Origin of the sequence: Aquabacterium sp. CECT 9606 (genome assembly GCF_918741295.1) — a bacterium.
Classification (GTDB): Bacteria; Pseudomonadota; Gammaproteobacteria; order Burkholderiales; family Burkholderiaceae_C; genus Aquabacterium.
Genome location: NZ_CAKKNB010000001.1, coordinates 513,159 through 538,883 on the forward strand (window position 1 = coordinate 513,159; position 25,725 = coordinate 538,883).

Below are 25,725 nucleotides of genomic sequence, written 5' to 3' on the forward strand. Positions count from 1 at the left end.
CCCGCGCTCGCCTGGGACGCGACCGAGATGTGGCCTGAGGGCGCGTAAGTTTTTCCGAAAAACCTTCCGGCAGGCCCGGCGGCTTCAGGCCGTGTTGGACTGGCGCAGCGCCAGGGCCTGCTGCCGCTTGGCAATCACCTTGATCAACGCCTCCGGGTCGGCGGGCTTGACCAGGTGCTCGTCAAAGCCTGCCTCCCTGGCCTGGGCCTGGTCGCTTTGCTGGCCGTAGCCAGTCAAGGCAATGATCAGGGCCTGCTGGGTCTGCGGCAGCTGCCGTAGCCGGCGGGCCACTTCATAGCCGTCCAGACCGGGCAAGCCAATGTCCAGCACGACCACATCCGGTTGAAAGGCCGGAGCGCAGCTGAGGGCTTGCGGGCCGTCGCCGGCGGTTTTCACATCGTGGCCGACCAGGGCCAGGAACATGGCGATCGACTCGGCGGCATCCACGTTGTCGTCCACCACCAGCACGCGGCAACCTGACGCCGCCTTGCTGGCTTCAGCGGGTGGTGAGCTCATTGAAGACTGGGCGGTGATGTCCACCAGGCAGGCCATGGTGACGCGGAACTCGGCGCCCAGGCCCGGGCCGCGGCTCAGGGCCTGGATCTGCCCATGGTGCAGCTGCACCAGCCTTTGTACCAAGGTCAGGCCCACGCCCAGGCCGCCCTGGCTGCGCGCCAGCGAGCGCTTGCCTTGCTTGAACAGGTCAAACACATTGGGCAACAGATCAGCCTCGATGCCAATGCCGTTGTCCTTCACCGAAATGATGGCTTGGCCGTGCTGCGCCGTCAGCGACACATGGATGGTGCCGCCGTCCTCGGTGTACTTGGCGGCGTTGTTCAGCAGGTTGGACACGATCTGCAGCAGGCGGGCGAAGTCGCCGCGCATCCACACCGGGGTGGCGGAGATGTCCAGGCTCAGCGCATGGCCCTTGGCGGTGATGAGCGGGCGGATGGTCTCCACGCTCTGCGCGATGACAACGCGCAGATCCACGGGTTCAGACTGCAGCACGATGCTGCCCTGGTTGATGCGCGCCACGTCCAGCAGCTCTTCCACCAAACGGGTCAGGTGGTTGATCTGCCGGTCCATCACGTCATTGGCCCATTGCAAGGTGGCATCGGGCGGCGCCACGCGGCGGATCACTTCGATGGCATTGCGGATCGGGGCCAGCGGGTTGCGCAATTCGTGCGACAGCATGGCCAGGAACTCGTCCTTGCGTTGGCTGGATTGCTGCAGCAGGGTTTCGGCCTGGCGTCGCTCGACGATCTCGGCCTCCAGCGTCTTGTACAAGCGCGCGTTCTCGAAAGCCATGGCCGCGCGGCTGGACAACTCCTGCAACATGGCCCCCTCCTGATCATGGTCGGTGGCCACCATCAGCACGCCAAGCACACGTGAACCAATGACCAGCGGCACGGCCATGCCGGGCCAGGGCGCGGTGATGGCCACGCGCCTGAGCTGCGATGTGGCCTGGTCCACCGCTTGTTGAATGGCCTCGGGCAGTTCGCCCTGGGCATGGTTCTGGAAAGTGCGGCCTTGCGTCACCAGGTCAAAGGTGCAGCTCATGGCCTGGTCCAGCACCGTGAGCGAGGCGGCCGTGGTCAAGCTGGGCACCAGCAGTTCGAGCAATTGGTGCATGCCCACGCCCACGTCCAGCGATTCGCTCAGCACGCGGCTGGCCTGCGACAGGAAGTTGGAGCGTTGCGTGTTGTCCTCGGCCACCTTGCGGGCGGCCTCGGCGGCGGCCAGGGCCACGCGCTCTTCGGCCTGGCGGCGGGCCCGGCGCTGCATGTTGTGCAGTTCGACGAAGACCTTGACCTTGCTGCGCAGCACCTCGGGGATCACCGGTGACAGGATGTAGTCGACCGCGCCCAGCGAGTAGCCGCGCGAGGTCTGCATCTCGTCGGCGTAGGCCGTGATGAAGATGATGGGCGTGTGGGCCGAGCGCTTGTACTTGCGGATCAACTGCGCGGTCTCCAGCCCGTCGATGTCAGGCATGTTGACGTCCAGCAGGATGACGGCGAACTCGGTCTTCAAGACTTCCTTCAGCGCCTCGCTGCCTGATCGAACGAAGACCAGGTTCTGGCCCAGGTCCTCCAGCACGGTCCGAAAGACCAGCAGCTTCTCGGGCAGGTCGTCAACGATGAGGATGTTGGCCGGGTCGTTCACAAACATAACCAGCCCCTCAGGACGGCCAGCAGGTGCATCGGGTCCACCGGCTTGGACAGGTAATCCCAGGCCCCGGCTTCGATGCATTTCTGGCGATCACCCTTCATGGCCTTGGCCGTGACGGCGACCATGGGCAGGTCCTTGCCATGTGGCAGCTTGCGGATCTCCTGCATGGTGGCGATGCCGTCCATCTCCGGCATCATGATGTCCATCAGCACGATGTCGATGCTGGGGTCGCTCTGCACCAGCCGGATCGCCTCGCGGCCGTTGTCGGCGGAGACGATGTGCATGCCTTCGTTGTCCAGCACGGTGGCCAGCGCGAAGATGTTGCGCATGTCGTCATCCACGATCAGGGCTTTCTTGCCCGCCAGCACGCCCTTGCCGCCATTCATCGTGCTGATGGCCTGGCGCTCGGCATCCGACAGCGAGGCGGGGCTGCGGTGCAGGAAGAAGGCCGCGTGGGCCAGCAAGGCATCGAGTGAGCGGGCCTCGCGCAGGCCGAAGCCGCCATGCTGGCGGCGCCACACCGTGTCGTCGGCGTCGCTGGCATGCAGCACGACGGGCAGTTGCGTGGCACCGGGGCGCTGTTCCATGGTGTCCAGCACGTCTTCAGGGTGCAAGGCGCCCAGGCTTGGGTCGATGACCACGCAGTCGGCGTTCTTCAAGGCTTGGCGCGCCCGATCAGCCTGGTCCGCCACGATCACATCGACCTCCTGGTCCAGGGCATTGACGAAATCCGTGCGCAAAGGCGAGGGCTGCATCACCACCAGCAAGGTCTTCACGCGGCGCTCGCCGAACTGGTAGAGCTGCGCCAAGGCCTCATCGACCACGTCCTTGGATTGCAGCGGCTTGGTCAGGAAACCCACGGCACCGGCCTGCAAGGCGCGTTCACGCGAGTCGTCGGTGGAGACCACGCAGATGGGGATGTGCGAGGTTTCCTGGTCGGTCTTGAGCCGGTCCAGGATGCGCCAGCCTTGCATGTCGGGCAGGTGGATGTCCAGGGTGATCAGCGAGGGGTGGAAGTCGCGGGTCATCGACAGGGCGCCCGCGCCGGTGGTGCTGACCAGGCCCTTGTAGCCATTCTGGCGTGCGGCTTCCAGCAGCACCTTGGCGAAAGCCACGTCGTTCTCGACGATCAGCAGCACGCGGTCGCCGGGCGAGATGGCATCGCGGTCGTCGTTGGCCACATTGGCGAAGGCCACGCTCTCGGACACGGCCTCGTCGACTTTGACCACGGAGGGCACGAAGCGTGGGGCGGGGTGACGGGCTTCCAGGGCCAGCACGGGCTTGTTGCTGCCATGGCCCTCGTCTTGCGCGGCCAGGGTGTCGGCACCCTGCGGGCGCGCATGCCGGGCCACGCGGGCCGGGCTGTAGTTCTGAGGCAAGTACAGCGTGAAGGTGCTGCCCTTGCCCGGTGCGCTCACCAGCCGGATTTCTCCGCCCAGCAGACGTGACAACTCGCGGCTGATGGCCAGACCCAGGCCCGTGCCACCGTACTTGCGCGAGGTCGAGCCGTCGGCCTGCTGGAAGGCCTCGAAGATGATCTGCTGCTTGTCGGCCGAGATGCCGATGCCGGTGTCCGACACCGAGAAAGCGATGACCTGACTGGCGCGCTTGAGCTCTTCGTTCTCGGTCGACCAGCCGCTGTCCGCCGTGGCGATGGAGAACACCACCTGCCCTTGGTGGGTGAACTTGAAGGCGTTGGACAGCAGGTTCTTGATGATCTGCTGCAGGCGCTTGACATCGGTGACCAGGCTCTTGGGCAGGGGCGGGCTGAGGTTGACCACGAAATCGACGTGCTTGGATTCGGCGAAGTGGCGGAAGCTGCGCTCCACCGAGCGCTGCAGGTCGTCCAGGCGCAGCTCGCTGACATCGACCACCACCGTGCCCGACTCGATCTTGGACAAGTCCAGGATGTCGTTGATCAGCATGAGCAGGTCGTTGCCTGAGGAGTGGATGGTCTTGGAGAACTCGACCTGCTTGCCGGTGAGGTTGCCCTCGGGGTTCTTGCACAACTGGTCAGACAGGATCAGCAGACTGTTGAGCGGCGTGCGCAACTCGTGCGACATGTTGGCCAGGAACTCGGACTTGTACTTGGAGGTGAGGGCCAGCTGCTCGGCCTTTTCTTCCAGGGCCTGGCGGGCTTGCTCCACTTCCTGGTTCTTGCGCTCGACCTCCTGGTTCTGGTGGGCCAGCAGGCGGGCTTTCTCTTGCAGCTCCTGGTTGGTTTGCTGAAGCTCTTGCTGGCGGCTTTGCAGTTCCTGCGCCAGCGATTGTGATTGGGTCAGCAGGGTCTCGGTGCGGGTATTGGCCTCCAGCGTGTTGATCACGATGCCGATGGATTCGGTCAATTGATCAAGGAAGGCCTGGTGGGCCGGGTTGAATCGGTCCAGCGAGGCGAGTTCCAGCACGCCGCGCACCTCGCCTTCGAAGACCACGGGCAGCACCAGCACGTCCATCGCGGCGTTTTCGCTCAGGCCCGAAGCGATGCGGAAAGCGGCGGTGGGCACATTGGTCAGCAGGATCTTCTGCTTGTCAATGGCGCATTGGCCGACCAGGCCTTCGCCCAGGCCGACCTCTTTGCCGTGCGTGTACTGGCCGCCCGACGCGTAGCTGGCGAACAGCTTGAGCGAGGCGCCATCGGGCGAGCTGTTGAGCACGTAGAACTCGGCCTGCTGCGCGCCCACCACGGGTGCCAGTTCGGACAGGATCAGCTGGCCCACGGTGACCAAGTCCTTCTGGCCTTGCAGCATGCGGCTGAACTTGGCCAGGTTGGTCTTGAGCCAGTCCTGCTCGGTGTTCTTCTGCGTGGTGTCCTTGAGGTTGCGGATCATCTCGTTGATGGTGTCCTTCAGGGCCGCGACTTCGCCTTGCGTCTCCACGGTGATGGAGCGGGTCAAGTCGCCTTGCGTCACGGCGGTGGCCACCTCGGCAATTGCGCGCACCTGCGTGGTCAGGTTGGCCGCCAGCTCATTCACGTTCTCGGTCAGGCCCTTCCAGGTGCCCGAGGCGCCCGGCACCTTGGCCTGGCCGCCCAGCTTGCCTTCCACGCCCACCTCACGCGCCACGGTGGTGACCTGGTCGGCGAAGATGGCCAGGGTGTCGGTCATGGAGTTGATGGTGTCGGCCAGCGCCGCGATCTCGCCCTTGGCTTCCACGGTCAGCTTTTGCTTCAGGTCGCCGTTGGCCACGGCGGTCACCACCTTGGCGATGCCGCGCACCTGGCTGGTCAAGTTGCCGGCCATGAAGTTCACGTTGTCGGTCAGGTCCTTCCAGGTGCCCGAGACACCCTGCACCTGGGCTTGGCCGCCCAGCCGGCCTTCAGTGCCCACTTCACGCGCCACCCGAGTCACTTCGGCCGCGAACGATGACAACTGGTCCACCATGGTGTTGATGGTGGCCTTCAGCTCCAGGATTTCGCCCTTCACGTCCACGGTGATTTTCTTGGACAAGTCACCGGCGGCCACGGCCTTGGTCACGTCGGCGATGTTGCGCACCTGGCTGGTCAGGTTCGAGCCCATGGAGTTCACCGAGTCGGTCAAATCCTTCCAGGTGCCGGCCACGCCCTGCACATCGGCTTGACCGCCCAGCTTGCCTTCGGTGCCCACTTCGCGCGCCACGCGGGTCACCTCGGCGGCAAAACTTCGCAGTTGGTCCACCATGGTGTTCACGGTGTTCTTCAGCTCCAGGATCTCGCCCTTCACGTCCACGGTGATCTTCTTGGACAAGTCACCGGCGGCCACGGCCTTGGTCACGTCGGCGATGTTGCGCACCTGACTGGTCAGGTTGCCGGCCATGAAGTTGACCGACTCGGTCAGGTCCTTCCAGGTGCCGGCCACGCCTTGCACATCGGCCTGGCCGCCCAGCTTGCCTTCGGTGCCCACTTCACGGGCCACGCGGGTCACTTCGGCAGCGAATGATCGCAGCTGGTCCACCATGGTGTTGATGGTGGCCTTGAGTTCCAGGATCTCGCCTTTCACGTCCACGGTGATCTTCTTGGACAAGTCACCGGCGGCCACGGCCTTGGTCACGTCGGCGATGTTGCGCACCTGACTGGTCAGGTTGCCGGCCATGAAGTTCACCGACTCGGTCAAGTCCTTCCAGGTGCCCGACACGTCACGCACTTCGGCCTGGCCGCCCAGGCGGCCTTCGGTGCCCACCTCACGTGCCACGCGGGTCACTTCGGCGGCAAACGATGACAACTGGTCCACCATGGTGTTCACGGTGTTCTTCAACTCCAGGATTTCGCCCTTCACGTCCACGGTGATCTTCTTGGACAGATCGCCCGCGGCCACGGCCTTGGTCACGTCGGCGATGTTGCGCACCTGAGATGTCAAGTTGGAGGCCATGGAGTTCACCGAGTCTGTCAGGTCCTTCCAGGTGCCGGCCACGCCCTGCACATCGGCCTGGCCGCCCAGCTTGCCTTCGGTGCCCACCTCGCGGGCCACGCGGGTCACTTCGGCCGCGAACGATCGCAACTGGTCCACCATGGTGTTGATGGTGTCCTTCAACTCCAGGATCTCGCCCTTCACGTCCACGGTGATCTTCTTGGACAGGTCACCCGCGGCCACGGCAGTGGTCACTTCGGCGATGTTGCGCACCTGCGATGTGAGGTTGCCGGCCATGAAGTTCACCGACTCGGTCAAGTCCTTCCAGGTGCCGGCCACGCCCTGCACATCGGCCTGTCCGCCGAGGATCCCTTCGGTGCCCACTTCACGGGCCACGCGGGTCACTTCGGCCGCAAAGCTTCGCAACTGGTCCACCAGGGTGTTGACGGTGCTTTTCAGCTCCAGGATCTCGCCCTTGCCGTCCACGGTGATTTTCTTGGACAAGTCACCGGCGGCCACGGCCTTGGTCACGTCGGCGATGTTGCGCACTTGGCTGGTCAAGTTGCCGGCCATCGAGTTCACCGAGTCGGTCAAATCCTTCCAGGTGCCAGACACGCCTTCCACACGGGCCTGGCCGCCCAGGATCCCTTCGGTGCCCACTTCACGCGCCACGCGGGTCACTTCGGAGGCGAAGCTTCGCAACTGGTCCACCATGGTGTTGATGGTGTTCTTCAGGGTCAGGAACTCGCCCTTCACGTCCACTTCGATCTTCTTGGACAGGTCGCCCTTGGCCACGGCGGTGGTCACGTCGGCGATGTTGCGCACCTGGTCGGTGAGGTTGCCGGCCATGGAGTTCACCGAGTCGGTCAGATCCTTCCAGGTGCCGGCCACGCCCTTCACGCGGGCCTGGCCGCCCAGCTTGCCTTCGGTGCCCACTTCGCGCGCCACCCGCGTCACTTCGGCCGAGAAGTTGCCCAATTGGTCCACCATCTTGTTGATGGTCTTGGCGGTTCGCAAAAACTCGCCTTCCAGCGGCCGGCTGTCCACTTCCAGCGCCATGCTCTTGGACAGGTCACCCTGGGCCACGGCGCCGATCACGCGGGCCACTTCGGAGGTGGGGTGCACCAGGTCGTCGATCAGGGAGTTGATGCAATCGACCGACTCAGCCCAGAAGCCTTTGGCATCGCGCATCGAGGCGCGCTGCTTGAGCTTGCCTTCCTTGCCCACCACCTGGCGCAGGCGGGCCAGCTCCAGGGCCATGGCCTCGTTCTGCTCGACCACGTCGTTGAAGACATCGGCCACCTTGCCCGCCAGGCCTTCCCAGTGCCTGGGCAGCCTGACCGAGGCATCGCCCCGCCTCAAGGCCGTCAGTGCTGTCAGCAGCGTGGCGAGTTCCTGTTCCGCGGAAAATTCAGGCAGGGTGGGGGTGGCCAGCACTTTCATACAACCTCGTGAATTTGGAAATGGCGGGAACATTGTGCCCAGAATGGACGTGGGCGGCGTGGCAGCAGGCATGATTTTTGACGACCAAAATTAGGCCCTGTTTTTGTGATTGGCTGTATGCGTATACAGTTGCGGTATGTTGCCGGAATCCACCCCTGCGCCCCTGGGCCGCGTCCACCGAACCCGCTTGATGCAGATCTGGCGCTCGGCCGGTTGGCCCTGCCGCGACGCCATCGAGATCGACCTGCTGGCCGCGGGTCTGGCCTCCTTGCGGGCCACGCCCGAGGGCCGTGAAACCCTGCACCTGACCGAGGCCGGCATCCAATGGCTGGCACTGGCCCGCCAGCAAAACCGCCGAGCCTTGAGTGCCCACGATCGCCTGGCCGAGAAAGTGGCCTGGCAGTTGATGGACGCCGGGCGGGTGGTGTGGCGCGAGCTGTCCCTGCGCGCCCGCGTTGATGGCGATGCCAATCTGACCCAAGCACCTTGCGCCCAGGAACTGGCGCCAGTGGCGCTTTGGCCTGAAGACGAAGCCGCCATCGAACGCAAGGCCTCGTGGCGCATGGCGCGCCCGGATGTGTTCTCGGTGCGAAACACCTCGGTGCAGGCCTACTTGCAACCGGTGGTTCACGAGGTCAAGGCCAGCCGCGCCGACCTGCTGTCCGACCTGCGCCACGAGGCCAAGCGCCAGTCTTACCAGTGGCTGTGCTGCGAGTGCTATTACGTGTTCCCGGCTGGCATCGCCGAGCCTGCGGAAATTCCCGGCGAGTTTGGCGTGTGGTTGTGGCACGGTGACACCGATGGCGGGCGGTTCGAGCTTGCCCGGCCGGCACGGCATGTGGCGTGCGATTTGCCATTCGCGGTGTGGCTGGCGCTGGCCAAGGCCACGCCGCTGCGGCAGGAGGGCGATGAGCCAGCGCAAGCCAGCCTGGGCGAGGTTGGCGATTGAAGTACACGGTCGCTGTCCGGGCCTTGTGCGAGTTCACCGCCAAGCAGGGCGATCTGGACTTGCGTTTCACTCCGTCGCCCACCGCGCAAGAGGGCATCGCTGGCCACCAGTTGGTGGCCTCGCGGCGGGGCGAGGGCTACGAGTCCGAGATCAGCTTGAGTGGCGAGCACCAGCACCTGCTGGTCCGAGGTCGGGCCGATGGTTACGATCCCCAACTGAACCGCCTGGAAGAAGTCAAAACGTTCCGCGGCCGCCTGGAGCGCCAGCCCGACAACCACCGTCATCTGCATTGGGCGCAGCTCATGGTCTACGGCTGGCTGCTGTGCCAGGCGCGTGGCCTGAGCGAAGTGGAACTGGCCTTGGTGTACTTCGACATCGGCTCGCAGGACGAGACCGTGCTGCGCCAGCATTGCAGCGCCACGGCATTGCAGCAGCACTTTGAAACACAGTGCGAGCGCTTCCTGGATTGGGCCGATCAGGAGCTGGCGCACCGGGCCGCGCGCGACTGGGCGCTCACCGCCTTGCCCTTCCCCCATGCCGCGTTCCGCACGGGCCAGCGCGCTTTGGCCGAGGCCGTCTACAAGGCCAACAGCACGGGCCGGTGCCTGATGGTGCAGGCGCCCACCGGCATCGGCAAAACCATCGGCACGGTCTTTCCGCTGCTCAAGGCCTGCCCGGCGCAAAAGCTGGACAAGGTGTTTTTCCTGACGGCCAAGACCTCGGGCCGTGGTGTGGCCATGAAGGCACTGGACCTGGTCAAGCACAGCGCGCCCGCCTTGCCTCTGCGAGTCATTGAACTGGTGGCCAAGGAGAAGGCCTGCGAACACCCCGACAAGGCCTGCCATGGCGCCTCATGCCCTTTGGCGCAGGGCTTTTACGATCGGCTGCCCCAGGCCCGCACGGCGGCGGCCGCTGCAGGCACCCTGGACAAAGCTACCTTGCGCACCGTGGCCCTGGCCCACCAGGTCTGCCCCTATTACCTGGGCCAGGAGATGGTGAAGTGGAGCGACGCGGTGGTGGGCGACTACAACCACTACTTCGACCTGAACGCCATGCTGCATGGCCTGGCGGTGGGCCAGCCCTGGCGCGTGAGCGTGCTGGTGGACGAGGCGCACAACCTGGTCGAGCGGGCCCGCAAGATGTACACGGCCGAGCTTGACCAGGCCAGCCTGGGCGCGGCCCGCCGGTCGGCACCGCCGCCGCTCAAGAAGGCCCTCGACCGCCTGCACAAAAGCTGGAACGCCACCCACAAGGCGCAGTCCGAGGATTACCAGGTGCATGCGGAGGTGCCCGAGGCCTTCATGTTCAGCCTGCAGCAGGCCACGCACGCCATCACCGAGCACCTCACAGAGCACCCCACCCTGGTCGACGAGGCTTTGCAGGGCTTTTACTTCGAGGCCCTTCACTTCACCCGCCTGAGCGAATCCTTCGGCGAGCATTCGCTGTTCGACATCACCAAGGCGGGCAAGCAGTCCACCTTGTGCCTGCGCAATGTGGTGCCGGCCAGCTTCCTGAAGCCACGTTTTGCCAATGCGCACTCGGTCACCTTGTTCTCGGCCACCTTGCGCCCGCAGCAGTTCTACGGCGATTTGCTGGGCTTGCCCGACAACACCGCCTGGATCGATGTGGACTCGCCCTTCAGCCACGAGCAACTGAGCGTGCAGGTGTCCAGGCACATCTCTACCCGCTACCAGCACCGGCAAGCTTCGCTGCCCCGGGTGGTGGAGGTGATGGCCCGCCAATACGAGCAACAGCCCGGCAACTACCTGGCCTTCTTCAGCAGCTTTGATTACCTGGACGAGGTGGCCAGGCTGTGGGCCGCGCGCATGCCGCAGGTCACCACCTGGAAGCAGTCGCGCCGCATGAGCGAAGGTGATCAGGCGCAGTTCCTGGCCCGCTTCACCGAAGACGGGCAGGGCATGGGCTTCGCGGTGCTGGGCGGCTCGTTCGCCGAGGGGATCGACCTGGCGGGGCAGCGCCTCATCGGCGCCTTCATCGCCACACTGGGCTTGCCCCAGGTCAATGTGGTGAACGAACAGATCCGCATGCGGATGGCCGATCTGTTTGGCGATGGTTATGCCTACACCTACCTGTACCCCGGGCTGCAAAAGGTGGTGCAGGCGGCGGGCCGCGTGATCCGCACCCAGACCGACCGGGGCGTGGTGCACCTCATGGACGACCGCTTTGGCCGGCCCGAGGTGCGCGGCCTGCTGCCCTCCTGGTGGCGGCTTGGCTGAGCCCTGGTTGGCCAAAACCCATCAATTGGCCAACATCCTGCGCGCCAGGAAAACCGTCACTGGCTGGTACCACGAGCCTGCGATGCGCACCATCAAATCCATGAACTTCGCATCGGCGCCGATCAGTGCCCGGCGCTCGTCGCGCTCGACCGCGCGCAAGATCTGCAAAGCAGCGCTTTCGGCGGAAGTTCCTGTCAATGCCTTGTTGAAGCGCGCGCGCGCCTCCTCGACATCACCTCCGCAGCGAGACGTCACGCTCTCGTCAATGCGGGCCGTGTGCGCAATGTTCGTGCGAATGCCGCCCGGGTGCACGCAGGTGGCGCTCACGCCGCAAGCTTCCAGGTCCAGCTCTTGCCGCAAGGCCTCGGTGAAACCTCGCACCGCGAACTTGCTGGCGTTGTAGGGCGCCTGGCTCGGCGCAGCCATCAGCCCCGCCAGGCTGGACAGATTGATCACATGCCCGTCGCCTGTCCTTTTGAGGTGTGGCAGGAAAGCCTGCGTCCCCCACACGACGCCCCAGAAGTTGATGTCCATGATCCAGTGGAAGTCTTCAGGCGAAATCGTTTCAACAAATGCGCCAATGGCCACGCCCGCGTTGTTGAAGATGAAGTTGACTTTGCCATGGTCAGCCACGACCTGATCAGCCCAGCTGAACACCGCTTCTCGGCTGGTCACGTCCAGCCGGGTGGTGGTGACCTTCGCGCCAAGAGGGCGCGCCATGTTGGCCGTCTCCAGCAAGCCGGTTTCGTTCACATCGCTCAGCGCCAGGTGGCAGCCACGTCGGGCCAGTTCCAAAGCCAGGGTACGCCCCATGCCGGACGCCGCACCTGTGATGGCGGCGACCTTGCCCTTGAAGCTCTTCATCTATTGGACCGTTCTCGTATTGCGTCCCCGCATCATGCGTCAAATGAGCGTTAGGCTGAACGCGTGGCTTGTGCATTTCTTGTGCATTTCAGCTGCTGAACGCGATGCGTTTGCCCGACCCAGGCGGCGTGCAGGTGTAGGTCACTTCCTGGCCCGGGACCGAGGCCAGCGAACGCAAGGCCGCATCGCTGCGGCGCCCGCCGTCGGCCGCCACGAAGGCCGAGCCTGCCACGTCGTACAGGTAGCCGCGTTTGGCGCCAGACTCGATCACCTGGGCCACCAGGTCGCACTCGGTCACGTTGCCGCCCAACTCCTTGGACACGAAGGGTGTCCGGGCGCGCTGGATGAGCAGGTCGATGCGCGGGTTCACCGCCACGTTGTTGTACGAAGCCAGCGTGACTTGCTGGCCCACGATGGGGGCCAGGTCACTGTCGAACGCGTGCATGTACTCCGACACATCGCGGCGCGTGGCATCCGGGTTGATCAGGGGAAAGCCCGAGTTCAAGGTGGGTTGGAACACGCGCACCGTGAAGAAGTGCGCCAGCAAATCCACCGTGCCATCGTTGATGAAGCCGTAGCCTCGCACTTGCGGGCCCATGAAGCCCGAACCCGGCGCGCTGGAGAAGGGCACCGCAGGTGTGCCGAAACGGCCCACCTTGGTGTACATGTTGCGCAGGTGCGGGATCTTGAAGATCTGCGAGTTGCCCTCGAAGCTCTGGTCGCCACCCGTGCCATACAGGCCCTTGGCCGGATCCACGGTGTGGCAGCCATTGCAGTTGTTGCTGGGCGTGATGGAGGTGCCATCGGCCCGCAGGATCTTGAAGCCGTCCGAAGGGCGGTCACCGAAGTAGAAGTCAAAGCCGCGCTTCTGGGCCGGGGTCAGTGAGTTGTCCAGGTTGCGGATCGGGTTGGGCGGCAGTTGCACCGCGAGCTGGAAGTCCGCGAAGGTCTGCATCTCGGCCTCGCTCATCGGGGCCGGGTTGCCCAGCAGGCCCTCAAACGCTACCGAGAAGTTCTTGAACGACAGGTTCGTGTCCGTGGCCGAGGTGCCGAAGGCACCCGTGGCGCGGTCGCCACGCCAGTGCATGGCGCCTGCGTTGACCATGCCGCGCAGGGTTTGCGTGGTCATGGGGCCCTTGATGGGGTGGAAATCCTTGGGGTCGTCGCTGCCGTTGATCTTGTTCTTCACACCGAAGATGATCTTGGCGATCGGGAAGGCGAGGTCCGAGGTGAACCTGCCAGGGATCGGGCTCTTCGTGACCACGCCATCCGGGTCGCCCAGGTCCCAGGCCAGGTCGTCGGTGTCGCCAAAGGTGTGGCAGCTGGCGCACGATGCTTCGCCATTGGCCGACGAGCGTTGGGCGTCGTACAAAAAGGGGCGCCCGGCGATGATGTTCGCGGGTTCGGGATTGACCAGGGGGGCTTGGGCCACCTCGGTGCGTGTGGCCAGGTTCACCACCTTCACGGCGTTGTCGAAACGGGTCATCACGTACATGCGGCCGCGTGCTTCGTCGAGCTCCACGCCGCTGGGGCCACCACCACTCACGTTGATGTAGTTGGCGCTGGCCGTGCGCGGATTGAAGGTGTTGGCTTCCAGCTCGGCCGTGTCGAACACGCCGATGCGGCTGGAGCCATAGGCGGCGACGTACAAGGTGCGGCCATCCTTGGTCACGGCCATTTCCAGCGGGGTGGCCAGGCTGTGGTTCTTGGTGGTCGGATCAAAGCCAGGGTTGGTGACGAGCTTGCTGTAGTCGATGTGCTTGTTCAGGTGGCGGGGCAACACGGTCGATCCCGAGATCACCGTCACGCGTGCCAAGGCCAGCTTGCCCTGCACGGTGCTGCCGCCAAACTTGCCCGAGCCCTCGAACCGGGTCATGTTGTTGGAGTCGGTGTTGCTGACATAGAGCGCGCCCGTGACGGGGTTGGCCACCATGTTGAACAGCACCGTGCCCACGTGGGGAAAGGCCACCTTCTCGGTCAGCGCATTGGCATCAACGGCGAACACGTCCTTGTCGGGCAGGGTGAACTCGACGGCGTTGTTCCAGTTGCGGCCCACCTCGTCTTCCCAGCGCTTGGTGGCGTTGTTGTACTTGACCAGCATCCCGGTCTTGGGGGCGGGCTTGCCTTCGGCATTGGTTTGCGGGCCCAGTCGGCCGCCGGGCATGAGCTTGCCTTTGACAAAGCAGGGCATCTTCAAATCGAAGCTGTTGCAGATCACCTCTTCGTTGAGCGACGACGTCTCGTTGCCGGACTTGAAGGCGGCCACGTAGACCGTGTTGCGGTCAGGGCTGACGGCCAGGGCACGCGGCGTGTCGGCGAAGAAACTCATGATGCGCAGGGGCACGCCCCCCACCGCGTAGCTGCCCACGCTGGCCGGGTTGAACACCCACACATCGGCGCGGCCGATGCCGGCGGTGGTCAGCTTGGGGTCGCCCGCGCCAGGCACGTTGCTCAGTGAAGGGTCCAAGCGCTGCTGGCCTCGGTGCGCCGTGGTGATGAAGGCTTTGGCGGGCGAGCCGGCGAAGACGATGTCACGCGGTTCGTCGCCCACCAGCAGGGTTTGCGAGACGCGCGGTGCGCCGTCCAGCTTGACGATGCTGACGCTGTCCGACAGGTGGTTGACCACCCACACTTCGTTGTTGCTGCGCGCGGCCACGGCCACCGGCTCCAGCCCGACGGGAACGCGCGCGAACAATTGAAGACCGGTGCTGGTGATGTTGAAGACATCGAGCGTGTTGTTGGGCGTGTTGACGGCGAACAGGCGTGTGCCATCGGGAGACTGGGCCAAAGGGCGCACGTGGCCGCTCTCAAAGGCCAGGAAGGAGGGCGATGCGGCCTGGGCGCCAGACCACAGCAGCGCGGTCGACAGGGCCGCGAACAGAAAGGTCTTGCGCAGCGTGCGGCGAAGGAAGGTGGGCATGGAAAATCCTAGAGCTTGTACGGCAAAGCAGCCATGAGGTGCTTTGACTTTAGGCAGCTGCCAAGGCGCACGTAAGGGCGGGAAGCGCGGGGTTGTGGGCCCAGGATCACCCCAACCCCCTCAAGTAAGGAGGGGGAATTTCCTTAAAGTCATATAACGCGAATCGGGCAATCCCTAGTGTTCCGGTTTGGGGGTCAAGGGCAGCACTTGCTCTCCCACCAAGAAAACCTCGCTGCCGGGATGGGCCGCAGGGTTCAACGCGAAACCGCCCGTGAACTCGCCAAAGGCGGGCAAGGTCAGCACACCGTGGTTCAGCCAGAAGGCGGGCAGGCGCAGCTTGTCGAAGCGGCTTCGCAAATGCAGCACCGGGTGCACGTGGCCGGCCAGGGTCAGCACGCCCGGCAGGCCTTGATCGGGCGGGTGGTGCACGCCATGCAGGCAGCCGTGAACATAGGGCTCGGTGCTTGACAGGATGTCGAACGAGGACTGGACTCGCCCGGCGTGCCAATCGTGGTTCCCTTCGATCACCAGGCACTGCACATGCGAATGGCGCTGCCGCCACGCGCTCAAAGCCCCCAAGGTGCCGCTGGCCTGGCTTTCACGCGCGTGCAAAAAATCGCCCAGCACGACCAGGTGGGTGGCCTGGCTGCGGTCCAGCGCCTGTGACAGTCGGGCCAGGGTGCCTGTGGTGGTGCCCTGTGGCACCGGTAAGCCGCGCGCGCGGAACACGGCGGCCTTGCCCAGGTGCACGTCGGCGATGAAGAGGGTGCGGGTCGCGGGGTCAAAGGCCGCGCGCTCGGGCATCAACCGCAGGCTGAGCCGTGGGGGCAAGCCTGGTGGCCAGTTCAACGTGTGGTCGAGGTGCGCGTGCATGGGCTCAAGTCTGGCCGGCCTGGTTATTCAATTCGGCCAGCAGTTGCTGGATGCGGTCCTGCAGCTTGTGCGTGCTCAGGCGTTCGCGCAAGCGCTCCACCAGCAGCGGAAAGGAGAACGGTGTCCACCGTTTCAAGGCCTTCACCTCCCAGCGTTTGGCTTGCAAGGATTGCAGCACGTCTTCCAGCCGGTCCAGCTCGTACTCCTGCTTGAGCACCTCGCGCTCGGCCTGGGTCAACAACAGGTTGCTGGGGTCGTACTTGCGAAACACTTCAAAGAACAGGCTGCTGGAGGCCTGGATCTGCTTGTTGCTTTTGGGCGCGCCTGGAAAGCCGGGAAAGACGAGGCCCGAGACCCGGGCGATCTCGCGAAAGCGCCGCTGCGACAATTCGGCCGCGTTCAGGCTGCCCAGCACATCGTGCAGCAGGTTCTCGGTGCTGAGCAGGGACGGCAACAGGTCCGCATCCACCGGTTCGGTGCTCAGCAGCTCGATGCCGTAGTCGTTGAAGGAGATCGAGAAGCTGCGCGGTGCGATCTGGCCAAAGCGGTAGGCCCACAGCGTGGCCAGCGCCAGGTTCACCTGCCGGCCAGCGAAGGGGTAGATGTACAGGTGGTGGCCTTCGCGCGACTTCAGGCTTTCAACCAGCACGGTGTCGGGCGTGGGCAGGGAGGACCAGCGTTGCTGCACGGCCAGCAAGGGCCGCAGGGCCTGGATCTCGGGCGGGTAGGGGCCGTCTTCGGGTTGGGACGCGAAGTCGGCCAACGCTTCCAGCATCGCGTGTGCCAGCTCGGACGACATCGGCATCTTGCCGCCGTTCCAGCGCGGCACGGCGGGCCGCTGCCCCTTGGCCAGTCGCACGTAGGCCGTCATGTCGTGCACCTTGACCAGCTCCAGCAAACGGCCCGCGAAGAGAAAGCAGTCGCGTGGGCGCAGACGCGCGATGAAGCTTTCTTCCACGGTGCCCAGCACGGGGCCGCGCAGGTAGGACACCTTGAGGTTGGCATCGCTCACGATGGTGCCCACCGACATGCGGTGGCGGCGCGCCAGTTGTGCGTTGACGAGGTGGTAGCGGCCGTGCTCGTCGGCCTCGATGCGCCGGTAATCCGGGTAGGCCTGCAGCGAGTCGCCACCGCGCCCGGCAAAGTCCAGCACCCAGGCCCACTCCTCTGGGGTGAGGTGTTGGTAAGCGTGCGTGGTGAGCACTTCGTCAAACAGCGCCTGGCTGTCGAATCCGCCGCCCAGGGCCACGGTGACCACGTGCTGGACCAGCACGTCAAAGGGCTTGTCGGGGCTGGTGCGTGCCTCGATGTGGCCTTGCTGAACAGCGCGGCGCGCGGCGGCGGCTTCCAGCAGTTCGATGCTGTGCGTGGGGACCAGCGTGATGCGCGAAGGCTGCCCCGGCGCGTGGCCTGATCGGCCGGCGCGTTGCAGCAAGCGGGCCACGCCCTTGGCCGATCCAATCTGCAGCACGCGCTCCACAGGCGAGAAGTCCACGCCCAGGTCCAGGCTGGAAGTTGCCACCACGGCCTTCAAGGTGCCAGCCTTGAGCCCCGCCTCGACCCATTCGCGCACGCCCCTGTCCAATGATCCATGGTGCAGGGCGATCAGGCCAGACCAGTCGGGCCGCGCCTCCAGCAGGGCCTGGTACCAAAGCTCCGCCTGTGATCGCGTGTTGGTGAAGACCAGGCTGTTGCGACTGGCCTCGATCTCACGGGCCACGGCGGGCACCATGCGCAGGCCCAGGTGGCCGGCCCAGGGAAAGCGCTGCACTTCGTCGGGCAAGAGCGTGTCGATCGTCAGGGCCTTGGGCAGTTGCCCTTGCACGATGCGGCCTGTGGGGCCCGTCAAGGTGTCGCGGGCCTCAGGCAGGTTGCCCAAGGTGGCCGACAGGCCCCACACCATCAGTTGGGGATTCCATTGTCGCAAGCGGGCCAGGGCCAGTTGCACCTGCACGCCGCGCTTGTTGGCGATGAGTTCGTGCCACTCGTCGACCACGACCAGTTGCACGCTGCCCAATTGCTGGGCGGCCTCGGTCTGGGTGAGCAGCAGGCTCAGGCTTTCGGGCGTGGTGACCAGGGCGGTGGGCAGGCGCTTGGCTTGCCGCGCCCGGGCCGCGCTGGAGGTGTCGCCGGTGCGCATCTCCAGTGTCCATCGGGGCGCCAGCTCGGGCAGCGGTGCCTGCAAGGCCGCCAAAGTGTCCGAGGCCAGGGCGCGCATCGGGGTGATCCACAGGGCGGTGAGGGGCGGCGCGCCTCGGGTGTTCGCGGTGGCCGGTGCCAAGGCTTGAAGGGCGCCCAACCACACCGCGTAGGTCTTGCCCGCGCCCGTGGTGGCGTGCAGCAAACCGCTGTCGCCTTGGGCCATGGCTTGCCAAACTTCGGTCTGGAATGCGAACGGCGCCCAGCCTTTGCCTGCCAGCCATGACCCGGCAAGTCGCTCGCTCATGCGGCCTTGGCGTCCGGGGTGGGGATCAGGGCGCGCAAGTTGGCCAAGGTGTCGGCCTCTTTCACGGGCTTGTCCCAGCGCAGCCGCAGCATGCGCGGAAAGCGCACGGCCAGGCCGCATTTGTGGCGGCTGGAGGCCTGGATGCCTTCAAAGCCAAGCTCCACCACCAGCGTGGGTGTGACGCTGCGCACCGGGCCGAACTTCTCGATGGTGGTTTGGCGGATGCGCTGGTCCACCTGCCGCATCTCTTCGTCGGTCAGGCCCGAGTAGGCCTTGGCGAAAGGCACCAGGCGGTCGTCGTCCCACACGGCGAAGGTGTAGTCGGTGTAGAGGTTGGCGCGCCGGCCGTGGCCGCTTTGCGCGTAGATCAGCACGGCATCGATGGTGAAGGGGTCGACCTTCCATTTCCACCACAGGCCGACGTCCTTGGTGCGGCCGGTGCCATACAAGCTGTCGCGGCGCTTGAGCATGAAGCCTTCCACACCACGGCTGCGCGACTCTTCGCGCCACTCGGCCAGGGTGGCCCAATCGGGGGCCGTGACCAGGGGCGAGAGTTGCAACGGCGCCAACGGCGCGGGCAGGATGTGCGGCTCGATGGGGGCCTCCAGCGGCAGGTCGGTTTGCGGCAGGGTGGGCGCGGTGATCAGGGCATCCAATTGCTCGCGTCGCCGCCACTGCGGCCAGGCCCGGCAGTCTTCGCCCTGGTGCTCCAGCAGGTCGTAGGCCAGGAAGGCCACGGGGCATTCGGCCAGGATGGCTTTGCCCAGGGTTTTGCGGCCGATGCGTTTTTGCAGGGCCGCGAACGGTTGCACATGGCCCTCTTTCCAGACCACGATTTCGCCATCGACCACGGTGTTGTCGGGCAAGACCAAAGCCATCGCGTCCAGCTCCGGGAAGCGGCCATTGAGCAGGTCCTCGCCGCGCGACCACAACCACGATTCGGCGCCCCGCTTGATGAACTGCGCGCGGATGCCGTCCCATTTCCATTCGACCAGCCAGTCCTCGATCGGGCCCAGGCTGTCGACCGGGGCTTGGAGCGGGTGCGCCAGGAAGAAGGGGTAAGGCTGGCCCGAGGCCTGCGATGGCGATTCGGGGTCGGACAAAGCTTCATAGCGCGCGGCCGTGGGCACGTGCTGCTTGTCGGTGTAGCCCATCAGGCGCTGCGCCAGGTGTTTGGCGTCCAGTCCCGTCACCTGGGCCAGCGCGCGCAGCACCAGGTTGCGCGCCACGCCCACGCGAAAGCCCCCGCCGATGAGCTTGGTGAGCAGGAAGCGGCCTGGCGTGTCCAGCTCGTCCCAATAGCCTTGCAGGGCGGCCATGGTCGATGCGGGCTCTCGGCCGCGCAGAGACAGCAGGCGCTCCTCCATCCAGCGGTGCAGGGCCACGTCGGTCACTTGCTCGGCGGGCGGCAGGATGTGGGCGATGGTCTCGGCCAAGTCGCCGACCACGTCGTAGCTTTCGTCGAACAGCCATTCGGGAATGCGGGCGTGCTCGCGCGCCGCAGCGCGGATCACGCCGGTGGGCACGGTTTGCCGAGGCTTGCCGCCGGCCAGGAAGTACAAGGCCCAGGCGGCATCGGCCGCGGGAGCGCTTTGAAAATACGCCACCAAAGCCTGGGTCTTGGCCGTGGTGGAGGTGCTGCTGTCCAGTGCTTCGAACAACTGGGCGAAGCGCTTCATGGCGGCGTCTCCGCCACGGGTGCGGCTTCTGCATTTTCTTCCGCTTCGTCGCCGTACTCGGTCTTGAAGGCCCCGGCCTGCAAGCCTTGCTCGCCAAAGTAACGCACCAACGGCTCCACATAGCCATGCGTCACGATCACGCGGGGAGCCTGGGTGGCCTGCACGGCCTCCAGCAGGCCTGGCCAATCGGCGTGGTCGGACAGCACGAAGCCCCGGTCCAGGCCCCGGCGCCGGCGCGTGCCGCGCAACTGCATCCAGCCGGAAGCGAAGGCGTCGCTGTGCTCGCCAAAGCGTTTGGTCCAGCCGCTGCCTTGCGCGGAGGGTGGGGCCAGGACCAGCGATGTCTTCAGGTCGGCCGGCGTGGTGTCCAGCACCGACTGCGTGGCGGGCAAGGGCACGCCGCTGGCGCGGTAGGCGTCGTTCATCAGCGTCATCGCGCCGTGGGCCACGATGGGCCCGATCGACGGGTCGATGCCCGCCAGCACGCGCTGCGCCTTGCCAAATGAATACGCATACAGCACCGAAGGCCGGCCCGCCTGCGCATTGCCCCGCCACCAGGCGTTGATGTCGTCGAACACCTGCTGCTGCGCTTGCCAGCGGAACACTGGCAGGCCAAAGGTGGATTCGGTGATGAAGACATCGCAGCGAACGGGCTCGAACGGCGCGCAAGTGGCGTCCGGCCCGGTCTTGTAATCGCCCGAAGCCACCCACACGCGGCCTTCGTGTTCCAGGCGGACCTGGGCCGAGCCCAAAACATGGCCGGCGGGGTGAAACGACACACGCACACCGCGGTGCGTGATGGTCTGGCCGTAGGGCAGGGTCTGCAAGGGGATGTCCGCGCCCAAACGCGCCTGCAGCACCAAGCGCCCTTCCTCGGGCGCCAGGTAGTGCCCATGCCCCACGCGGGCGTGGTCGCCGTGGGCGTGGGTGATCAGGGCATGGGACACCGGCTTCCACGGGTCGATGTAGAAATCCCCCGGTGGGCAATACAGGCCTTGGGGTCGGGCCACCACCAGATCATTGTTGGAATCGGCCATCCGGTTTAGGGTTTGGTGTTGCAGGCGGTAATAGTGCTCAGCTGAAGGGTAGCAAACGGTGTGCGCATGATTTTCAGGCGCATCAAAGGGGATTTGTGGGCGCAACTCGGGCCTTCGCTTTTCGGCACTTGGCCGACACTGAGCGTTGCCCCCCTTTGTCCGTCTTTGCAAGTTCTGCCATGCCCAAGTTCAAGATCGTTCTCTCGTCGTCCCAGCGCCGCAAGCTCGCGGGTGTGGGATTGGTGTTGTTGCTGGCACTGGCCTGGACTGGCGTCTCGGTGCTGCAAGACACGGCTGTGCGCGAGGCCCAGGCCCGCAAGGACGTGACCGCGCTGGCTTTCGAGAAGAACCCGGATGCCTGGTTGAACAGCCCGACGGAAGCCTCGGCTTTTGAAAAGGCGGTGTCCAGCGGGCAGGTGGTGTCGGTGGCCACGAGTGGCTCGCTGGTGCTTTACACCGACAAGGCTGGCAAGCACCACAGCACCCGCCTGGTCGATTGCGGCCCGGGTTGCAGCACCAACCTGCTGGGTCGCCTGGGCGAGTTGAGCCTGCAAAAAGGCTTTGTGCTGACCCGCACCGACATCGACCCCCGCACACCCAGCCAGAAGTTCAACGAAACCCTGGAGGGCCTGGGGCGCCTCAGCCTGGCCCTGCTGCCGGTCTTCCTGATCGCCGGCCTGATGTTCTACCAGATGCGTGGCGGCTCCTTGCCCTTTGGCGGCACCAAGCTGGCCGAGCGGCCCGACACCGAGTTCAAGGACGTGATTGGCGCCGACGAGGCCAAGAAAGCCTTGCGCCGCGTGGTCGCCTTCATGACCGACCCGGCTGAATATGTTCGTGTGGGCGCGCATGCGCCGCGTGGCGTGCTGATTGACGGCCCGCCCGGCACCGGTAAGACCTTGCTGGCCCGCGCCTTGGCCAAGGAATGCGGCGCCAACTTCATCAGCGTGGATGGCTCGCACTTCAGCTCCATGTTCTTTGGCGCTGGCATCGGCAAGGTCAAGGAGCTGTTCGAGCGTGCACGCAAGAACGCGCCCTGCATCATCTTCATCGACGAGCTGGACGGCGTGGGCAGGCGCTCAAGCGGCGGCGATACCAGCGGTGCCGGCGACCAGGAGCAGAACCGCATCATCAACCGCATCCTCGTCGAACTCGATGGCTTTTCGCCGCTGGAGAACGTGGTCGTGGTCGGTGCCACCAACCACGTCGACAACATCGACAAGGCCATGCGCCGACCCGGCCGCTTCGACATGATCGTGCGCACCGAGTTGCCCACGGCCGCCGAGCGCGAAGCCCTGTTCGGCCTCTACCTGGAAAAGGTCAAGGCCGCTGAAAAAATCGATCTGACCTCGCTGGCCCGCACCGCCACGGGCATGTCGCCCGCCGACATCGCCAACTGCGTGAACCGCGCGGCCTCCTATGCGGCCGAAGGCGGCCAGCCCGAGGTCACCGCCGAGTTGCTGTACCGCTCGATCGAAACCTTCCAGCTGGGTGGTGAGGTGTCGTCCGCCAAGGGCACTTTGTGCCCCGAGACTTTGCGCCGCTTGGCGGTGCACGAAGGCGGCCATGGCCTGGTGGCCCACGTGCTGGACGCTGGCAGCGTCGAGCGCGTCAGCATTGAACCCAGGGGCGGCGCCCTGGGCGTGACCTACGTGGCCCGCCACACCGAAGAACCCTTGTATGGCGAGCGCGAACTCAAGTCTCGGTTGGCCATGCTGCTGGCCGGTCGCGAGGCCGAGATGATGGTGTTCGGCAACACCTCGTCGGGCGCGGCAGACGACCTCAAGCGCGCCTCCGAGCTGGCCACGTCCATGATCGGCAGCTTCGGTTTTGGCAAGACCTTCGGCCTGCTCAGCATGGCGGGTGTGCCCAAGGAGCTCATCGGCCCCGACATCCAGAAGAACCTGCTGGACGAGGCCCGCCTGTTGCTGGAACAAGCCCAGGTCGAATGCCAGGCCGTGCTCACCCAGCACCGCCCTCGGCTGGAAGCCCTGACCGACTTGTTGCTCGACCAGGAAACCGTCAGCGGCCAGCCGCTGCAGGCCGTTCTGAACGCCTGAAGTCGTGCGTGACGAACTCCTTGTCTTCGGGCGGGAGTTCCAGCCAATCCTTGTGCGTCAGGGTGTGGCGGATGTCGTCCAGACCGGTGGTCCAGTGGTCGCGCATGGTGATGGGGCCGAACTCGTAATCCTTCGACAAGCCATCCCACTCCTTGTCGCGGTAGATCAGGTGGATCACGTTGTACTGGTGGCTGCAGGCCAGCTCCTGGGCCGTCTGGCAATGTTGCGCATCGGCCTGGATGGCATCGTGCGGCACCTTCTCCAGCAGGTCGCGCAGCAAGCGCCGGTACTTCTGTTCGCGTTCCATCATGTCGGTGATCGCCCGCGTGCGGCTTGAATACTGGATGTCCTTGATGCGCTCCTGCACATCAAAGATGTTGGTGGGCAAGACACCGATCGAACTCCACAGGTCCACTTGAAACGCGATGGTGTTGCGCCGCGGTGTGGCCGACAAGATCTGCGCCAATGGGGTGTTGGACACCAGGCCGCCATCCCAATAGAACTCGCCCTCGATCTCGACCGCCGGAAAGCTGGGCGGCAGCGCGCCCGAGGCCATGAAGTGCTCCGCCCGCATCCGACCTTGGGTCGGCCCGCTCGTGTTCTCGAAGAACTCGAAGTTGCCCGTGCGCACATTGACCGCGCCCACCGACACGCGGATCTCACCTGCGTTGATGCGGTCGAAATCGGTCAGGCGCTCCAGTGTCGACTTCAGTTGCGAGGTGTCGTAGAAGCTGGCCAGATCGGGCGTGGTGCTCAAGGACTGCCAGGTGGGCGCCGCGCGTGGCACGAAGAAGCCTTTCTGCCCTTCCACCATGGCGCGCCAGGCCGAGAAGCCATTGAAGGCCTTGCGCGCACTGCCACCCAATTGCTCCACCCAGGTTTGCAGCGCCTCGGCTGTGGGCTGGAAGTAGGCAGGTTGGCAGATGGTGTCCCAGAATTCCTTCAGCCGCGGGATGCGCAGCTCGGGCGGGTTGCCCGCGATGATGGCGCAGTTCAGCGCGCCAATCGAGATGCCCGCCACCCAATTGGGATGGATGCCCGCCTCGTGCAGGCCCTCGACCACGCCCGCCTGGTAAGAGCCCAAGGCCCCACCCCCTTGCAGCACCAAGGCGACCACATCGTAGGGCAGGCCGTTGTCCGATGGCGGGGTGGCAACACTGCTGACAGGCTTGTTCAACATCATGGGCGATCCAGTTGGCATGAGCTTGTTCAAGCCTATCAGCAAGGCCATCCCTGCGCAGCGTCCGGTCATTCCGGCCAGGCGGGGCGTGCCTGTCTCAACCGGTGTCTACTGGCCCGATTCAAAAAGATGGAGAGGGCGCCATGGACTTGCTGATCATCCTTCTCGCCTTGGGCTTGCTGATCTACGTGGCCTACAAGGGGCACAGCGTCATCCTCTTCGCACCCGTGGCGGCCTTGCTGGCCGTGCTGCTCACCGAGCCCACGCTGGTGGCGCCTGTCTACATCGGCCTGTTCATGGACAAGATGGTGCAGTTCATCAGGCAGTATTTCCCGGTCTTCATGCTGGGGGCGGTGTTTGGCAAAGTGATCGAGCTGTCCGGTTTCTCCACCTCCATCGTGTCCTCGGTCATCAAGCTGGTGGGGGGCAGCCGGGCCATGTTGTCGATCGTGCTGGTGTGCGCCATCCTCACGTATGGCGGCGTCTCGCTCTTCGTGGTGGTGTTCGCGGTCTACCCTTTCGCGGCCGAGTTGTTCCGGCAACTGCAAATCCCCAAGCGGCTCATCCCCGGCACCATCGCGCTGGGCGCCTTCAGCTTCACCATGGACTCGTTGCCTGGCACACCGCAGATCCAGAACATCATCCCCACCACCTTCTTCCACACCAACACCTGGGCGGCGCCCTGGCTGGGCGTCATCGGCTCGGTCTTCATCCTGGTGACAGGCATGCTGTACCTGGAGTCGCGCCGACGCAGTGCCTTGGCGCAAGGCGAAGGCTATGGCCAGCACACGCTCAACGAGCCCGAGAAGATGGTGGCTGGCCCGCTGCCCAGTCCCTGGATCGCCATGTTGCCGTTGGTGCTGGTGGCGGCGCTGAACAAGGTCTTCACCACGGTGATCCCTTCGGTGTATGGCAAGACCTACATGGTCGACCTGCCTGGCCTGAAGCACCCGGTGACGGGCGAGGTGTCGGCGGTGGTGGCCATCTGGGCGGTCGAGGCGGCCTTGCTGGTGGGCATCGCCACCGTCTTGTTGTTCGCTTTCAAGCCTGTCGTCAGCCGCTTTGCCGAGGGCAGTAAAGCGGCGGTGTCGGGCTCGCTGTTGGCGGCCATGAACACGGCCTCGGAGTATGGCTTCGGGGCCGTCATCGCGGCCTTGCCGGGCTTCATCTCGGTCACGGCGGCGTTGAAGGCCATCCCCAATCCCCTGGTCAACGAGGCCATCACCGTGACCACCTTGGCGGGCATCACGGGCTCGGCCTCGGGCGGCATGAGCATCGCCTTGGCGGCCATGGCCGACACCTTCATCCAGAACGCGCAGGCGGCGGGCATCCCGATGGAGGTGCTGCACCGTGTCGCGTCGATGGCCAGCGGCGGCATGGACACCTTGCCGCACAACGGCGCGGTCATCACCTTGCTGGCCGTCACGGGCCTGACGCACCGCGAGTCCTACCGCGACATCTTCGCGGTGACCTGCCTCAAGACGCTGGCGGTCTTCGTGGTGATCGGGGTGTATCTGCTGACCGGCCTGTATTGATTGAAGCCGTG

Annotated in this window: 13 protein-coding genes; 4 read left to right on the forward strand and 9 right to left on the reverse strand. The window is 65.2% G+C overall.

Annotation, left to right across the window (positions count from 1 at the left end):
- Window positions 1–84: 84 nt before the first annotated feature.
- Complete coding sequence (locus LQ232_RS02410) at window positions 85–2,169, reverse strand: response regulator (RefSeq protein WP_230178567.1); 2,085 nt, start codon at window positions 2,167–2,169, stop codon at window positions 85–87.
- Window positions 2,160–7,934, reverse strand: a complete 5,775-nt coding sequence (locus tag LQ232_RS02415) for a HAMP domain-containing protein (protein ID WP_230178569.1) — start codon at window positions 7,932–7,934, stop codon at window positions 2,160–2,162. Before LQ232_RS02415 ends, LQ232_RS02410 begins: the two co-directional genes overlap by 10 nt.
- 136 nt (window positions 7,935–8,070) lie before the next feature.
- Between LQ232_RS02415 and LQ232_RS02420 the strand changes: the two genes are divergently transcribed.
- Together LQ232_RS02420 and LQ232_RS02425 are read left to right on the forward strand one after the other, a co-directional pair.
- Window positions 8,071–8,883 carry a hypothetical protein gene (locus LQ232_RS02420; protein WP_230178571.1) on the forward strand — a complete coding sequence of 271 codons (813 nt, stop codon included), beginning with the start codon at window positions 8,071–8,073 and terminating at the stop codon, window positions 8,881–8,883.
- Window positions 8,880–11,120: an ATP-dependent DNA helicase gene (locus LQ232_RS02425; protein ID WP_230178573.1), complete on the forward strand. Its 2,241-nt coding sequence runs from the start codon at window positions 8,880–8,882 to the stop codon at window positions 11,118–11,120. Before LQ232_RS02420 ends, LQ232_RS02425 begins: the two co-directional genes overlap by 4 nt.
- 21 nt (window positions 11,121–11,141) lie before the next feature.
- Here LQ232_RS02425 and LQ232_RS02430 read toward each other — a convergent pair whose 3' ends face one another.
- The 6 genes from LQ232_RS02430 to LQ232_RS02455 all read right to left on the reverse strand — a co-directional run bounded on the left by LQ232_RS02430 (window position 11,142) and on the right by LQ232_RS02455 (window position 20,939).
- On the reverse strand, window positions 11,142–11,984 hold the full coding sequence (locus LQ232_RS02430) for an SDR family oxidoreductase (RefSeq protein WP_230178575.1): 843 nt from the start codon (window positions 11,982–11,984) through the stop codon (window positions 11,142–11,144).
- An 88-nt stretch (window positions 11,985–12,072) separates the two neighbouring features.
- A complete protein-coding gene (locus LQ232_RS02435) occupies window positions 12,073–14,904 on the reverse strand; it encodes a YncE family protein (protein ID WP_230178577.1) in 2,832 nt (943 codons plus the stop codon).
- Window positions 14,905–15,078: 174 nt separating this feature from the next.
- Window positions 15,079–15,777 carry a ligase-associated DNA damage response endonuclease PdeM gene (gene pdeM, locus LQ232_RS02440; RefSeq protein ID WP_230178586.1) on the reverse strand — a complete coding sequence of 233 codons (699 nt, stop codon included), beginning with the start codon at window positions 15,775–15,777 and terminating at the stop codon, window positions 15,079–15,081.
- Between the two features lie 4 nt (window positions 15,778–15,781).
- On the reverse strand, window positions 15,782–18,223 hold the full coding sequence (locus LQ232_RS02445; RefSeq protein ID WP_230178588.1) for a ligase-associated DNA damage response DEXH box helicase: 2,442 nt from the start codon (window positions 18,221–18,223) through the stop codon (window positions 15,782–15,784).
- Window positions 18,220–19,902 (reverse strand): ATP-dependent DNA ligase, encoded by a 1,683-nt coding sequence (locus LQ232_RS02450; RefSeq protein WP_230178590.1) that lies wholly within the window; start codon window positions 19,900–19,902, stop codon window positions 18,220–18,222. Before LQ232_RS02450 ends, LQ232_RS02445 begins: the two co-directional genes overlap by 4 nt.
- Window positions 19,899–20,939, reverse strand: a complete 1,041-nt coding sequence (locus LQ232_RS02455; RefSeq protein ID WP_230178592.1) for a ligase-associated DNA damage response exonuclease — start codon at window positions 20,937–20,939, stop codon at window positions 19,899–19,901. Before LQ232_RS02455 ends, LQ232_RS02450 begins: the two co-directional genes overlap by 4 nt.
- Before the next feature lie 179 nt (window positions 20,940–21,118).
- Here LQ232_RS02455 and LQ232_RS02460 point away from each other — a divergent pair, with 179 nt between their 5' ends.
- The gene (locus LQ232_RS02460; RefSeq protein ID WP_230178594.1) at window positions 21,119–22,999 is read left to right on the forward strand and encodes an AAA family ATPase; all 1,881 of its coding nucleotides are present in this window, start codon (window positions 21,119–21,121) and stop codon (window positions 22,997–22,999) included.
- On the opposite strand, the gene LQ232_RS02465 is transcribed toward LQ232_RS02460, so the two are convergent.
- A complete protein-coding gene (locus LQ232_RS02465) occupies window positions 22,962–24,182 on the reverse strand; it encodes a patatin-like phospholipase family protein (protein ID WP_230178596.1) in 1,221 nt (406 codons plus the stop codon). The genes LQ232_RS02460 and LQ232_RS02465 overlap by 38 nt on opposite strands.
- A gap of 140 nt (window positions 24,183–24,322) precedes the next feature.
- On the opposite strand from LQ232_RS02465, the gene LQ232_RS02470 reads away from it, so the two are divergent.
- A complete protein-coding gene (locus LQ232_RS02470; protein WP_230178598.1) occupies window positions 24,323–25,714 on the forward strand; it encodes a GntP family permease in 1,392 nt (463 codons plus the stop codon).
- Window positions 25,715–25,725: the final 11 nt, after the last annotated feature.

Excerpts from the sequence above, each read along its gene's own strand:
- LQ232_RS02450 (WP_230178590.1), bottom strand. The coding sequence starts at position 19,902 with ATGAAGCGCTTCGCCCAGTTGTTCGAAGCACTGGACAGCAGCACCTCC.
- LQ232_RS02455 (WP_230178592.1), bottom strand. The coding sequence starts at position 20,939 with ATGGCCGATTCCAACAATGATCTGGTGGTGGCCCGACCCCAAGGCCTG.
- LQ232_RS02460 (WP_230178594.1), top strand. The coding sequence starts at position 21,119 with ATGCCCAAGTTCAAGATCGTTCTCTCGTCGTCCCAGCGCCGCAAGCTC.
- pdeM (WP_230178586.1), bottom strand. The coding sequence starts at position 15,777 with ATGCACGCGCACCTCGACCACACGTTGAACTGGCCACCAGGCTTGCCC.
- LQ232_RS02445 (WP_230178588.1), bottom strand. The coding sequence starts at position 18,223 with ATGAGCGAGCGACTTGCCGGGTCATGGCTGGCAGGCAAAGGCTGGGCG.
- LQ232_RS02420 (WP_230178571.1), top strand. The coding sequence starts at position 8,071 with ATGTTGCCGGAATCCACCCCTGCGCCCCTGGGCCGCGTCCACCGAACC.
- LQ232_RS02415 (WP_230178569.1), bottom strand. The coding sequence starts at position 7,934 with ATGAAAGTGCTGGCCACCCCCACCCTGCCTGAATTTTCCGCGGAACAG.
- LQ232_RS02435 (WP_230178577.1), bottom strand. The coding sequence starts at position 14,904 with ATGCCCACCTTCCTTCGCCGCACGCTGCGCAAGACCTTTCTGTTCGCG.
- LQ232_RS02410 (WP_230178567.1), bottom strand. The coding sequence starts at position 2,169 with ATGTTTGTGAACGACCCGGCCAACATCCTCATCGTTGACGACCTGCCC.
- LQ232_RS02470 (WP_230178598.1), top strand. The coding sequence starts at position 24,323 with ATGGACTTGCTGATCATCCTTCTCGCCTTGGGCTTGCTGATCTACGTG.
- LQ232_RS02430 (WP_230178575.1), bottom strand. The coding sequence starts at position 11,984 with ATGAAGAGCTTCAAGGGCAAGGTCGCCGCCATCACAGGTGCGGCGTCC.
- LQ232_RS02465 (WP_230178596.1), bottom strand. The coding sequence starts at position 24,182 with ATGATGTTGAACAAGCCTGTCAGCAGTGTTGCCACCCCGCCATCGGAC.